The sequence below is a fragment of the Zoogloea sp. JDB1 genome (assembly GCF_056724025.1).
In genome coordinates this window covers 3,236,679-3,250,594 of record NZ_CM161496.1, presented here as the reverse complement: position 1 = coordinate 3,250,594, position 13,916 = coordinate 3,236,679, and the positions used below count along the sequence as shown (strand labels likewise).

At 65.3% G+C, this 13,916-nt stretch carries 12 protein-coding genes; all 12 read right to left on the bottom strand.

The window, feature by feature from the left end; genetic code table 11:
* Nucleotides 1-15: 15 nt before the first annotated feature.
* Nucleotides 16-1,440 (bottom strand): methyl-accepting chemotaxis protein, encoded by a 1,425-nt coding sequence (locus AC1PPK_RS14645; protein WP_481113779.1) that lies wholly within the window; start codon nucleotides 1,438-1,440, stop codon nucleotides 16-18.
* Nucleotides 1,441-1,518: 78 nt separating this feature from the next.
* Complete coding sequence (locus AC1PPK_RS14640; RefSeq protein ID WP_374486352.1) at nucleotides 1,519-2,826, bottom strand: DUF1329 domain-containing protein; 1,308 nt, start codon at nucleotides 2,824-2,826, stop codon at nucleotides 1,519-1,521.
* A gap of 16 nt (nucleotides 2,827-2,842) precedes the next feature.
* Nucleotides 2,843-4,846, bottom strand: a complete 2,004-nt coding sequence (locus AC1PPK_RS14635) for a DUF1302 family protein (protein ID WP_481113778.1) — start codon at nucleotides 4,844-4,846, stop codon at nucleotides 2,843-2,845.
* Nucleotides 4,847-4,937: 91 nt separating this feature from the next.
* Nucleotides 4,938-7,328, bottom strand: coding sequence for an efflux RND transporter permease subunit (locus tag AC1PPK_RS14630; protein WP_481113777.1), 2,391 nt, complete (start codon nucleotides 7,326-7,328; stop codon nucleotides 4,938-4,940).
* A gap of 8 nt (nucleotides 7,329-7,336) precedes the next feature.
* Nucleotides 7,337-8,326: a YCF48-related protein gene (locus AC1PPK_RS14625; protein ID WP_481113776.1), complete on the bottom strand. Its 990-nt coding sequence runs from the start codon at nucleotides 8,324-8,326 to the stop codon at nucleotides 7,337-7,339.
* A 145-nt stretch (nucleotides 8,327-8,471) separates the two neighbouring features.
* Nucleotides 8,472-8,663 carry a 2-hydroxymuconate tautomerase gene (locus AC1PPK_RS14620; protein ID WP_079437550.1) on the bottom strand — a complete coding sequence of 64 codons (192 nt, stop codon included), beginning with the start codon at nucleotides 8,661-8,663 and terminating at the stop codon, nucleotides 8,472-8,474.
* Between the two features lie 23 nt (nucleotides 8,664-8,686).
* Nucleotides 8,687-9,475: a 2-oxo-3-hexenedioate decarboxylase gene (gene dmpH / locus AC1PPK_RS14615; protein WP_481113775.1), complete on the bottom strand. Its 789-nt coding sequence runs from the start codon at nucleotides 9,473-9,475 to the stop codon at nucleotides 8,687-8,689.
* Nucleotides 9,472-10,503, bottom strand: coding sequence for a 4-hydroxy-2-oxovalerate aldolase (gene dmpG, locus AC1PPK_RS14610; protein WP_481113774.1), 1,032 nt, complete (start codon nucleotides 10,501-10,503; stop codon nucleotides 9,472-9,474). Before dmpG ends, dmpH begins: the two co-directional genes overlap by 4 nt.
* 11 nt (nucleotides 10,504-10,514) lie before the next feature.
* A complete protein-coding gene (locus tag AC1PPK_RS14605; protein WP_481113773.1) occupies nucleotides 10,515-11,429 on the bottom strand; it encodes an acetaldehyde dehydrogenase (acetylating) in 915 nt (304 codons plus the stop codon).
* A gap of 30 nt (nucleotides 11,430-11,459) precedes the next feature.
* Nucleotides 11,460-12,254, bottom strand: coding sequence for an SDR family NAD(P)-dependent oxidoreductase (locus AC1PPK_RS14600; RefSeq protein WP_481113772.1), 795 nt, complete (start codon nucleotides 12,252-12,254; stop codon nucleotides 11,460-11,462).
* 7 nt (nucleotides 12,255-12,261) lie between these two features.
* Nucleotides 12,262-13,044 carry a 2-oxopent-4-enoate hydratase gene (gene dmpE / locus AC1PPK_RS14595; RefSeq protein WP_079437414.1) on the bottom strand — a complete coding sequence of 261 codons (783 nt, stop codon included), beginning with the start codon at nucleotides 13,042-13,044 and terminating at the stop codon, nucleotides 12,262-12,264.
* Between the two features lie 9 nt (nucleotides 13,045-13,053).
* Entirely contained in the window at nucleotides 13,054-13,914 is an 861-nt protein-coding gene (locus AC1PPK_RS14590; protein WP_481113771.1) for an alpha/beta fold hydrolase, read from the bottom strand.
* Between the last annotated feature and the right edge of the window lie 2 nt (nucleotides 13,915-13,916).

The following is a 13,916-nucleotide window of genomic DNA, read 5'->3' as shown; positions in this document are numbered from 1 at the left end:
CACCGCGCCGGTCAATCAGGCGCTGACAGTGGGACGCACGCGGACCAGCGCCCCGTAGGCGTCCTTCAGTCCCTTGTAGGCCGGCCGAACCTCGCCGATGCCTATCGTCCGCACCCACGCCAGATCGCCGGCGCGCGCCTGCTGCAACATGCGGCTGCGAACCTGGCGGTACTGCCGCAGCGCATCCTTGAAGCCTTGCACCTCCTGCCGCCCGGCCGCGTCCTGCACGCTGCGCTCGATCTGCGCCAGCTGCGCATCCACGACCCCGTCCAGCGCCTCGATGCGCTCCACGTGCGGCAGCGCCTGCTCGCGGTTGCGGGAATTGACCACCAGGATGCTGTTGGTACGCGTCTCCTCGATGGCGTCGAGCAGCGCCACCAGCGCGTCGCGGCGCACGTCGAGGGCCACGCTGAGGCCGTTCAGTTCCACAAGCCCCGTCATCAGCTGGCGCAAGCCCTCATCGCAGCCATTGACCCGCTCGTCCAGGGCTCGCGCCAGGCCCGCCACGCCGCCCATCTCGTCCACCAGGCGGCCGCCGGAGGCGGCTTCGCCGTTGGCCCGGCTGACGATGTTCTCCACCGCCGCCATCGTCTGGCTGGCCCCGTCGGCGATCGCCGCCAGGGTCTGGGCCGCCTCGCCGGTACTGTCGGCGCTGGCGCCGGCCTGGGCCTTCACACGGCTGAGCAGCACGTTGAGCCCGTCGCTGCCGCTCTCAATGGCGGCGATGATCTCGCCAACGCTGACCGTCGCCTCGCTGGTGCGCTCGGCGAGTTTGCGCACCTCGTCGGCCACCACCGCGAAGCCGCGCCCCTGCTCGCCGGCCCGCGCCGCCTCGATGGCCGCATTGAGGGCCAACAGGTTGGTCTGGCTGGCGATGCCCTGGATGATCTGCACGATCTTGCCGATCTGCTCGATGTGCGCGTGCACACCGGCGAATTCCTGCCCCACCGCCCCAACCACGCCGGCCAGTTCGCGCACGCTGTCCGACATCTCGGCCACCCGGCCGCCGCCGGACGAGGCCCGCGCATGGGCGTCGGCGGCGATGCCGAGCAGTTGCCCGGCCTCCGCCGACACCGCACCGATGCCGGCCGCCATGCCATCGACCGCCGACGAGGCGGCAATCGCCAGTTCCGACTGCTGGTCGGCGGTCTGCACCACGTCGGTGAAGGACGACACCAGCGTGCCGGAGGACACCATCAGGTTGCGGGCCAGCTCGCCCATGCGGCGGGCGGCGGCAACCTTCTGCTGCAGCAGCCCTTCGAGGCGGCTCACCGAGTCGGCGGCGCTGGCCGACGCGCTCGGGTCGTCGAGCAGGCCACGGATGTCGTCCAGTTGCCGCTGCACCTGGCGCAGCGGGCGGCGCGCCAGCACAAACACCAACCCGCAGGTGGCCAGCACCAGGATCAGGCCGATCCCGGAAACGAGAATCTCAGTCGTCATGAAAAGCCCCGTCTTGAGGGAAAAAAGGCCAGCCGGCGGATGCTCCGCGGGCTGGCCCAAAGTCATGCTTTCAGCGAATCAATCGCCACCGCGCATGTACTGCACCTGGAACATGGACGGCGGGTTCAGCTTGGCGTCCACCTGGCCCTTGAACTGACCGGTCGTGCAGTGCTTGCTCTGCACGTCCACCATCGAGAAGGCGTCGTCGATGCCGATGCCGGAGCCCTTGTTGAGCGGCAGGTGGTGGTCCGGATGGGACTTGCCGACCATGAAGACCTTCCACAGCTCGCCCTTGCGGTCGTAGATTTCGTTGGCGCCGTTCAGGTTGCCGAGTTGGGCGTCCATGTAGAACACGCGCTTGGACACCGGATGGTTCGGATTGACCGGTGCAGCCTCGAGCACATAGACCTTGCGCAGCTGCCAGGTGCCTTCGTGGAAACAGCCGCCCTGCCCGCCGAAGTTCACGTACTTGTAGCCGTCGCCCTCGGCCGGCATATCGCCGGCGAGCTTCAGGTCACTGTGGTTCCACATGGGCAGGATCACGTTCTTGGTGCCCTTGTAGGTCCACTTCATGTCGGAGATGCGCCCGTTGTAGCCCTCGAAGTCTTCGATCATCAGATCGGAGCCGAGGAAGGCGTCGGTCGTCTGGCCGGTGGCCAGGCGGCGCACACGGCGCTGGAAGCCCAGGTACAGGTAGGCGTCGTCGAGCTTCTGGTCATCCTCGTAGCGCTGGATCAGCAGCTGGGTGTTCTTCAGATCCTGGGGCTCCAGCACCTTCATGTAGATGGCGCGGAACAGCTCGGACGGGTTCGGCGTCACTTCCGGCATCGGCGCATCCTTCACGCGGTGCTTGAAGTTGAGGAAGTGCATGTTGAGCTTGAGGGTCTTCTCGACCTGCCCGGTCTGCATGTTGCGGTACTTCCAGTAGAACGGGTAGATCGCCGCGTTGTCGCCCCAGTTGACGCCGTACTTGTAGTTCCAGGCCAGCTTCTCGCCGGCGCGCGGGTCCTTGGCGTCCGGTTCTTCGGGGAACGGACGTCCGGCTACGTAGCCTTCGATGTCGCCGTTCTTGGCGCCGAGCTTGGCCTTGCCGAGGTTCTTGCGGGTCGCCTCGATGTAGGGCTTGGACAGCTCGAACTGGGTCGTCGGGCCGACCTTGATCTCGAACAGGCCATCCTTCAGCAGCTTGAACACGCCGGCCGGGAGCACATCCTTGAACTGGTCGGCGTTGCCCTTGTTGATCACGGTGCCAGCACTGAGGCCGGCCGCCTTGGGGAAACCACCCTTGTAAGGGTTGAAAGTATTTTCCACGTCGGCTTCGGTGGCGGCATGGGCCAGGCCGGAAGCGAGCACGGCCAGGGCCGCGGCAATAAAGGTCTTTTTCATGTAGCTGTCTCCTCGATCAGAACTTGTAACGCATGGTCAGGTAGATCTCGTCTTCGCGCATCGCGGTGCCGATCGGGCCGGCGCGGAAGCGGCCGAGGGGCTCCATGCCGGCCAGGCCGCGGGAATATGCGGTCATCGGGTCGCCCGGATAGGTGCCAGCCGTGTACGGCGCGAACGGGTTGCACGAGCGGCAGTCGTCGAACTCGTTGCGGCCGTTGGAGCCACCCTTGAAGTTGGCGCCGAAGGTGAACTTCAGGTTGTCGGTGCTGCTCCACTCCACCGCCGGGGCAATGGCGTGGGAGCGCGCACGGAAGTCGCGGGCGATGATCAGCTGCGGGCTGATCCGGTCGCCGGCCATGAAGCCCTTCATCAGCAGCGTGCCGATCACGTTGTCCTTGAAGTCCGGAATACCGCGCATGCCAAGGGAGGTGCTCTCCAGCTCATGGTCGAAGATGTGCTGCCAAAACAGTTGGCCCGAGAACAGCGTGGTGCGGTGCGGGTTGATGAAGGGCACGAACATCGGCCGGTCGACACCAATCACGCTGCGCCACACACGGTTCTTGGAATACAGCTCGGGCTTGATGGTGTTGGCGAACTCTTCGCCCCAGGTCATCGCACCTTCGAAACGGAAGGCGGCACCCAGCGTCTCCGACTGGAAGTCCAGCGAACCGCCCAGCAGGTTGACCCGCGGGAAGTTCATGTCGAAGGAGATCAGGTAGGGCCAGGCGTTCTGATAGGCACCGGTGAAAGAGTTGGTGGCCCGCTTGCCCCCATGCAGGGACGGCAGCTGGGAGCGGTAATGCAGGGCGTTGACCGAGAAGGACAAGCCGCCCATCGTCACGCCTTCGAACTTGCCGCCGATCTGCGTATTGGCCAGGCTCCACTTGGGCAGGTTCACGTCGGCAAGGCCGATCTGACCGGGGCCGAAGTTGGTCGCCAGGTAGGTGTTGGGCCCGACGTTGGCAAAGTTGGCCACCGTGCCGCCGTTGTCCCACAGACTCTTCATGCCACGGAAGAAGCAGCCCGCATCCAGCGCCACGTTGGGCGTACCGCACTGGCCCAGGTTGTTGGCGCGGAACTGGTCCACGTTCCAGATCAGCTGCAGGTTGCGGTCCTGCATGGACTCGCTGGCGCCCATCCGCCACTCGGCCTGGGCGATCCACATGGGAATGCGGATGTCCTGAAGCTCGTCGTAGATGTTGTTGCGGGAGAAATCGACCGGGTTCACCACGTCGAGGACGCGGAAGAGGTCGGTCCGGCCCCACACCACCTGCTGCTTGCCGAGCTTGAGGAACAGCTCCTGGCCGCCACCGATGTCGATGCTGTTCTTCACATAGGCTTCACGGATGAAGTCCAGACGGCTGTTGAACTCGGGGAACTCCAGCTCGTTCAGATTCTTGTCGCCGTAGCCGCCGAAGTCGGCGCAGCCGCGGCTATCTACGTTGCACGGACGCACCGGAGTGGCAAAACCGACACCGCCGTTGGTCTTGTGCCAGCGGTCACCGAGGATGCGCAGGCCGGAATTGGGATTGTTGGCGTAGGAATCCAGAAACGCATTATTCGTCGAGCCGGGATAGCCGAGCCCCGCTACTGCCGTATAGCCGATCGGTCCGGCCGGCGACGTGGTGCCCCAGGGCACCGTCGTCTGCACGCCGCCGAGGGTGCTCTGGGAGGTGATCGCGCCACCGGCGTCCTCACCGTACTGACCCTTGTTCATGCGATAGACGCCGTCCCAGCTGCCACGGAACACACCGTGGAAAGCCCAGCCCTTGTCGAGCTTCTTGTCGGCCTCCACCTGCACGGTGTTGCGGAATTTGGACAGGCCGACGACCTTGCCGGTGTCGTCTCGACCGCGGAAGGCTGTGTGGTTCTCGTAGAAGGTGTCCACCTTCCACGGCTCGCTGCTGCTGCCCATGTCGGGCAGGTTGTCTTCTGCAAAAGCCTGGGATGCACAGGCGGATGCCACCGCCAGTGCGCAAAGGGTGAGAGCCGGTTGTGCCCGGTTTGATCTGTTCTTCATGGTGTCTCCTCCTTGAATTTTCGATTGCGGCCGGAGCAAAGCCGGCCGCCCTCCCTTGAATCGATGGACTTGGCTGTAGCGGGCTTTCCTCCTAGTCGTTCTCGAGCACGCCATCCGCGTCGTAGTGGGCGGCGGTGACGAACTTGGGTTTGAACACCACGCACCAGGACGGCACGATCAGCACCGCGGCGATGGCATTGACGATGAGCATGAAGGACAGGAGCACAGCAGCATCCGACTGGAAGCGCAGGTCCGACATGAAGATCCACATCACGACCCCGGCGATCAGCGTTGCAGCGGTGAAGCTGACCGCGTAACCGGTGGTGGCCACGGCGCGGATCACGGCCTTCTTGATGTCCTGAAGCAGCGCGTATTCCTCGCGGATGCGGTCCATGAAGTACACCGCGTAGTCGATGCCGACGCCGACGCCCACTGCGATCACCGGCACGGTGTTCACGTTGATGCCGATGCCGGCGGCGCCCATGTAGGCGTAGGTCATCAGCGTGGCGAACAGCATCGGCAGGACCATCAACCAGCCGGCATGCAGCGAGCTGTAGTAGATCATCACGATCACAAAGGCGATCAGCATCACGGTCGGGATGATGATCATGTGGTCGGTGTGCAGGGCCTGGTTGCCGGCCGCCGTCACGCCGACGATGCCACCGCCGAGTTCGATGTGAACGCCCTTCACGTCGGCCTCGATCAGGCGCTTGCCCTCCTCGGCCAGCGCGACGACGCGGTTGATGGTGTCGGCCTGGTGATCCTTGTAGTAGAAGACCATGTCGGCTTCGTTCTCGTCGGCGTTGACGAACTCCTTCAGCGCGCCGGGGATCGGGCTGGCCGCCATGTACGCAAACATCAGGCCGCCCACTTCGTCGGCGGTGTCCGGCACCTGCATCCAGCGCGGATCGTCGTTGTGGGTCAGCTTGTTCACCACCCGCAGCACGCCGGGAATCGCCTTCGCGCCGCCGAGGGTCGGGTCGGACAGCATGTGGGCCTGGAAGCGCTCGATGGCCGCCATCACTTCCGGGCGCTTGATGCCGCCCTTCTCGTCGGTGCGCATCAGCACGTGCAGCTCCTCGGAACCCGGGAAGCGCGTATTGATGGCCTTGGTGGACACGTTGTAGTCGTGGTTCACATGCAGCAGCGGGGAACCGGGCTCCGACTCGCCGAGCTGAACCTTGCCGACGAAGTACAGGCCGCCAACCGCGCCGATCAACGTGAGCAGCAGGATGCTGCGGGCGCCGCCGTCGGTGCCGCCGGTGCGGGCCATCGCCCCGGCCAGGAAGTTGCGCACGCCTTCGTTGGCATTGACGGTGTTCTTCGGCGCGGGCAGCACGGTGAGAGCCAGCGGCACCATGAAGTGCACCGTGAAGATTACCGAGAAGCCCCAGAAACCAGCCGCCAGGCCGAGCTTGTGATTGAACGGCGCAGCGCCGAGCACCAGCACGGCGATGCCCACCGCATCCACGATGATCGCCAACGAGCCCGGTCGGAACAGCGCGTCCAGCGCGTTGCGGGCAGCCTTCTGGCCGTTCTTCACGATGGCCAGCTCCTCGTAATAGCGCACCACCAGCTGCACGCCGTGGGACGTGGCGCGGGCGGCGATCAGGAAGGGGATCGGCAGCGACAGCGGCTCCAGGTTGATGCCCATCAGCGCCATGAAGCCAAGGCCCCAGATGGACGACAGCGCAATGCCGAGCAGCGGCAATGCGATGCCGTACAGGCGGCGGAAGTAGATCACCAGCAGGAAAGTCAGCAGCGCCAGCGTCCACGCCAGGATCTCGACGATCTGGTTGAGGTAGGTGTACACCCAGCCGGTCAGCACCGGGTTGCCGGTCACGTAGATCTTGTGGCCGGAGGTGGCGAGGGACTCACGCACCTGCTGCAGGGCGGCGAAGGTCTTCGGGTAGTCGATGTCCGCCTCGTTGAGCTGGGCCTTGATGAGAGCTGCCTTCAGGTCGGGGGATACCAGCAGGCCGTAGATCGTCGGGTTGGCGATCACGTCTTTCTTCAGCTGCTCCAGCTCGGCCACCGTGCGGCCGCTCTTCAGCGGGTCGTAGTAGGACTCCGACGCGAAGCCGCCCTGCTCATCGAGGAAGATCTTGCGAGCGGTGCGGTGGGTCAGGCTATTGACCAGGTTGTGGTTGACACCGGGCAGGCTGTCGAGGCCCTGAGTGGCCTTGTGGATCAGGGCCAGGGTTTCGTCGTTGAAAATCGTGCCCTTCTCCACCTCGATCGACATCACGATCATGTTGGCGCCGCCGAAATTCTCCTTCAGGCGGTTGTAGGTCTGGATGTAGGGGTGGTTCTGGGGCAGCAGGTCGGCGAAGTCGGAATAGATCCGCAGCTTCGGCACCAAGGCGCCGAAGATCAGTGTGACGAAGAAAATGAGGGACAGGACGATCTTCGGGTTGGCGAAGATCCACTCTTCACCCTTGTGCAGGGCGTGGGTGATGCGGTGACGGGATTGGCTGACCATGATGCGCCTCAGTGGGCCGCAGAAGCGACGAGCGGTTGGGCCTGGGTACCGATGAGGCGCAGCAGGCCCCCCGGTCCGCCGGCGACGATGGCGTGTTGTTCAGGCAGGGACACGGCTGCGGCCAGGAAGACCGGGACAGCGTCCGGATACGCCACGTTGCGCCAGGTATCGCCTTCGAGGCGGGCGACGACGCCACCGGCACCGACGCCGTAGGGCACGCCCTCATGCATGAACAGCCGGTACAGCGGCGCCCGGCTCGTATTGGTCTGCTTGGCCCAGCTCTTGCCACCGTCGGTGGTGTGCAGGATCTGGCCGGCGATACCGCTGACCCAGCCTTCGGTCCGGCTGGCGAACAGGCTGGCGTAGGGATAGAACTCGTCGGGCATCTTGCCCTGGCGCGTCCAGGTCGCGCCGCCGTCGGTAGTCGTCGCGACCAGGCCGAACTCGCCGGTGGCGTAGCCGGCCTCCTTGTCCACCATCTGGATGCCGGTGAGCTGGGCATCCTCCTGCAGGTCGGTGACCTTCCAGTTGGCGCCGGCATCAGTGCTGACCGCCAGCGTCGCGCCGGTGCCGGCGACCCACCAGCGGCCTTCGCCATCACAGCTGATGGCCAGCGGCGTGCGCGGCTTGTCGAGGGATACGGACTTCCACCCGCTGCCGGAGGCATCGGCGCTCCACACCTTGCGGAAGAAATCCACCGCCACGAAGCGCCCGTCCGGGCAGGTGGCGATGCCGATCACCGAGGCGCCGGTCAGCGGCTGGCGCTTCCAGGTACGTCCCTGGTCACCAGAAACCAACAGAGCCCCACTCTGGGTTCCAGCGACGACGACCTTGCCGTTGCTGGCCAGGGCTTGGGTGGTGTCATAACGTTGAACGGGCTTGGCCGACTCGCTGGCAACCCCGGAGAGGTCTGGCGCAGCGTGGCAAGCGGCGAGGAAGGTGGTCGCACTGGCGAGCGCAACCATGCCGCGGGCGCGGCATCCGAATTTGACTTTCACTGGGTCTCCTCCAGCTATTTCGTTTTTTGGGCGCAAAACGGCCCTGCTCCATGGCAGAAGCCTGGAGTTCTTGTTGTTGTGCGAAGTCACTCGCCCGAATTGTCAGAGGCCGACGGCGGGCTTCGCCGCCGGCCCCAGGGGAAAATCAGCGGCCCAGATCCTTCGCGCTGACGCCGGCGATACCCCAGTTGGCTTTGGGAACGTCGTGGATCCACACACGAACGTTCTCCTGTGGGGCGCCGACGGCTTCGACCAGGGCCTGGGTGACCTTCTCGATGACCGCCCGCTTCTGTTCTTCGGTGCGGCCTTCAATCATGTAGATCTGCGCGAAAGGCATGTTTCTCTCCCTTGCTTACTTGATTACTTGAAACGGATGGACACGGAGCCCATGCCCTGGACCCGCAGGGTCACGTTGTCTCCGGAATTCACAGCCACGGCTTCGGTGATGCCGCCGGACAGGATCAGCGCTCCGGCAGGGATTTCCTCGCCACGGGCGCCGAGGTGGTTGGCGAGAGCTGCGATGGCTGCCGCCGGATGGCCTAGCACCGCAGCACCGGCGCCAAAGGCCACCGGCTCGCCGTTCTTCTCCATCACCACACCAACCGTGCGCAGGTCCACTTCGCTGACCGGCAGCGGCTGGCCGCCGACCACGAAGCGGGCCGACGAAGTGTTGTCTGCAATCACGCTCTTAAGGTCGAACTTGAAGTCGCGGTAGCGGCTGTCGATGACCTCGATGCCGGGGATCACGAAGTCGGTCGCCGCCAGCACGGCGCCGATATGGCAGCCAGGCCCCTTCAGCGCGTGCTTCATCACGAAGGCGATCTCGGGCTCCACCTTCGGGTGAATCAGTTCGGACACCTTCACTTCGCCGCCGTCCGGCACCGTGCCGTAGTCAGTGATGAAGCCGAAGACCGGCGTCTCGACGCCCATCTGCTTCATCTTGGCGAAGGACGTCAGGCCAGCCTTGAGACCGACGATACGGGTGCCACGGGCGACCTTGCGGGCCTTGATAGTGTCCTGGATCGCGTAGGCATCGTCCCAGTCCATGTCCGGGAACTCGTCGGTGATCTTGACGGTGTCCCTGGCCTCGAGCTCGCAGTTCTCCAGGTGCTCGGCCAGACGGGCGATGGTGGCTTGATCGAGCTTCATACCGTCAGCCCCCGCTCCCGCGCCATCGTGATGGCCGTATCCTCGATCATGTCCTCCTGCCCGCCGACCATGCCGCGGCGGCCCAGTTCGACCAGGATGTCGCGGGCCGGCACGCCATACTTCTTGGAGGCGCGCTTGGCGAACAGCAGGAAGGAGCCGTACACGCCGGCGTAGCCGAGGGTCAGCGCGTCGCGGTCGATACGGATCGGGAAGTCCATGATCGGCACCACCAGGTCTTCGGCGACGTCGGTGATCTTGGCCACATCCACGCCGGTCTCGATGCCCATCAGGCTGCACACGGCGATCAGCACCTCCATCGGGGTGTTGCCGGCTCCGGCACCCAGGCCAGCGGCGGCCGCGTCGATCCGGGTGGCGCCCACTTCGATGGCGGCGATGCTGTTGGCCACGCCCATCGCCAGGTTGTGGTGGCCGTGGAAGCCGAGTTCGGTTTCGGGCTTCAGGGCTTCACGCACGGCGCTGAGGCGGGCCTTCACGGTTTCCGGCAGCAGGTGGCCGGCGGAGTCGGTCACGTAGATGCAGTTGGCGCCATAGCTCTCCATCAGCTTGGCCTGCTTGACCAGCCCTTCGGGGCTGTTCATGTGGGCCATCATCAGGAAGCCGACGGTGTCCATGTCGAGCTTGCGGGCCATCGTGATGTGCTGTTCGGACACATCGGCCTCGGTGCAGTGGGTGGCGACGCGGATCGTCGACACGCCCAGCTCTTTGGCCATCTTCAGGTGATCGACGGTGCCGATGCCCGGCAGGAGCAGCGCGGAGACCTTGGCCTGCTTCATCAGCGGGATGACGGTGGACAGGTATTCCTCGTCGGTGTGGGCCGGGAAGCCGTAGTTCACTGAGCTGCCACCCAGGCCGTCGCCGTGGGTGACTTCGATCAGCGGCACGCCGGCTTCGTCGAGGCCGGTGGCGATGGACTTCATCTGCTCCAGGCTCATCAGGTGACGCTTGGGGTGCATGCCGTCCCGCAGGGTCATGTCATGAACGCGAATTTTTGTGCCTTTGAGTTCCATGGCGGTTTTCCTTACGCGGTAACGGGTTTGAGGGTCAGGCTGCCGGCCAGGATTTCCTCGGCGAACATCTCGGCGGTGCGGGCGGCGGCGGCGGTCATGATGTCGAGGTTGCCAGCGTACTTCGGCAGGTAGTCGCCGAGGCCTTCGACTTCGAGATAGACGGACACGCGATTGCCGTCGAAGACCGGGCCGTTCACCAGGCGGTAGCCGGGCACGTACTTCTGGACTTCCTGGATCATGGCGGCGATGGATTCGCGGATCGCGTCCTGCTGGGGTTCGCCTTCGACGAGGCAATGCACGGTGTCGCGCATCATCAGCGGGGGCTCGGCCGGGTTGATGATGATGATGGCCTTGCCCTTCTTGGCGCCGCCGACCTTCTCGACCGCGCCGGCGGTGGTGCGGGTGAATTCGTCGATGTTCTTGCGGGTGCCGGGGCCGGCGCTCTTCGAGGACACGGTGGCGATGATTTCGCCGTATTCCACCGGCTGCACGCGGCTGATCGCGGCGACCATCGGGATCGTCGCCTGGCCACCACAGGTGACCATGTTGACGTTCATCTCGCGCTGACCGACGTGCTGCTTGAGGTTCACCGGCGGCACGCAGTAGGGGCCGATGGCGGCGGGGGTGAGGTCGACCATCAGCACGCCCAGTTCGTTGAGCTTGCGGCTGTTCTCGGCATGCACGTAGGCGCTGGTGGCGTCGAAGGCGATCTGCACGCCGTCGGCCAGCACGTGGGGCAGCAGCCCGTCCACGCCTTCGGCGGTGGTCTTGAGGCCCATCTCGCGGGCGCGCTTGAGGCCGTCCGATTCAGGGTCGATGCCGACCATCCACACCGGTTCCAGCACCGGGCTCCTCTGCAGCTTGGCCAGCAGGTCCGTGCCGATGTTGCCCGGGCCGATCAGGGCGCATTTGATTTTCTTGGTCATCGCTGTGTTTCCTTTGGGGGTCGCGAAGGGTTAAACCATGCTGCGCACCACACCGCCTTCGACCCGCAGGGCCGCGCCGTGGGTGGCAGACGAAAGGGGACTGCAGACGTAGGCGACGAGGCTCGCCACCTCCGCCGGTTCAATGAAGCGCTTGATCAGTGAGGTCGGCCGCGCATTGGCGAAGAAGTCCTTCTCCGCCTGCTCCAGGGACACGCCCTGCTCTTCCGCCAGGCGGCCGAAGAAAGTGGTGACGCCCTCGGTGCGGGTCGGGCCGGGCAGCACCGAATTGACGGTCACGCCGGAGCCGATGCAGGTTTCGGCAATGCCGCGAGCCACCGACAGCTGGGCCGACTTGCTCATGCCGTAATGCACCATCTCGGCCGGCGGGCAGATGCCGGACTCGCTGGAGATGAAGACGATGCGGCCCCAGTTGCGGGCCTTCATGGCCGGCAGGTAGTGGCGGGACAGGCGCACGCCGCTCATCACGTTAGTCTCGAAGAAATGGAACCACTCGGTGTCATCGATCTCCTCGAAGGGGCGCGGATCGAAGATACCGAGGTTGTTCACCAGGACGTCCACGTCCGGACAGGTGGTGACCAGCGCTTCGCAACCGGTGGCGGTTCCCAGATCGGCGGCGATGCCGGTGACCTTGGCTTCCGGAAGTGCCTCGAGCAGGCGGGCGATGGTGGCGGACACGCCGGAGCGGCTGCGCCCGTTGATGATCACTTCGGCGCCTTCGGCGGCCAGTTGGCGGGCGATGGCGAAGCCGATGCCCGAGGTGGAGCCGGTGACGAGGGCACGCTTGCCGGTCAGTTGCAGATCCATGGCGGCCTCAGCTGAAACGGACGGAACAGCCGCCGATGCCGCCGATGGTGACGCGCAGACTGTCGCCGGCCTGCACCGGGATCAGCGCGGCCAGGGAGCCGGACAGCACGATATCGCCGGCCTTCAGGCCGATGCCCAGGCGACCGAGGGTGTTGGCCAGCCAGGCAACGGCATTACACGGGTGACCGAGGGCTGCCGCACCGGAGCCGGTGCCGACGATCTCGCCGTTCTTTTCGAGGACCATGCCACAGGTGGCGAGGTCCACCTTGCGCGGGTCGACCATACGGTCGCCCAGCACCAGCACGCCACAGGAGGCGTTGTCGGCGACGGTGTCCTGGATCTTGATCTTCCAGTCCTTGATGCGGCTGTCGACGATCTCGAAACAGGCCATCACGCCCTCGGTGGCGGCGAGTACGTCGGCGGCGGTGAGGCCGGGGCCCATCAGGTCCTTCTTCATCAGGAAGGCGATCTCGCCTTCGGCGCGGGGCTGGATCAGGGTGTTCGCAGGAATCGCCTCGCCTTCGTTGTACACCATGCCGTCGAGCAGCCAGCCGAAGTCGGGCTGATGCACGCCGAGCATGTTCATGACGACCTTGGAGGTCACGCCGATCTTCTTGCCGACTACGCGTTCGCCAGCCGCCAGACGGCGGGCGATCATCTGCTGCTGGATCTGATAGGCATCCTCGATGGTGATCTCGGGATGGCGCTCGGTGAGCGGGGTCAGGGTTTCGCGATTGACGAGGGCGTTGTAGAGCTCATCGCCAAGCTGGGTGATCAGGGCCTTGTCCATGGATTTCTCTCAGGAAAGCGGTTGGGGTTCGGCGTCGGTGGCTTCGGCGAGGAAGTCGGCGACGAGACGGGCGAAACGGGCTGCGTGTTCGATCTGAGTCCAGTGGCCGCACTGGCCGAACACGTGGAGTTGGGCGCGGGGAATCCAGCGGGCCAGGGTCAGGGAGGTCTGCAGCGGGATCACCTTGTCCTCGCGGCCGTGGATCACCAGGGTCTGATTGGGCAGCGCGCGGATGTCGGCCTCGCGGCTGGCCATCGCATCCACCCAGTGCTGGCGCGGGGCCGGGAACATGGCACCGAAGGACTCCTGGAAGCCGGGGCGGATGCTGGCCTCGTAACGCAACTGGGCGAGCTCATCGTTAACCAGATTGCGGTCGTGGGCGAACAGGTCGAGCAGACCGCGCATCGCCTCGAAGGACGGCTGATAGCCCCACACGGCATCCAGCGCCGGGGTGATCTCGAAGGGCACGCCAACGCTGCCCATCAGCACCAGCCGGCGGACTCGCTGCGGATGGCGGATGGCCAGGGCCAGTGCGATGGCACCGCCGAAGGAGTTGCCGACCAGGTCGGTACGTTCGATGCCGAGAGCGTCGAGCACACCGATTGCATGGGCGACCCAGTCTTCCATCGAATACACGTCGCCGGGCAGGCGCTCGGTGTAGCCGAAGCCGGCCATGTCCGGCGCGATGACACGACGGTCCGCGGCCAGGGCCGGCATCACCAGCCGCCAGTTGGCCCAGGCGGTGACGCCCGGCCCCGAACCGTGGATGAGCAGCACCGGCTCGCCAGAGCCCAGGTCATGGACGTTGGTCTGCCGGCCGGCCGCCGGGAGGAAGCGGCCGATTTCCGGGGAGGACGGACTGCTGCTCATGA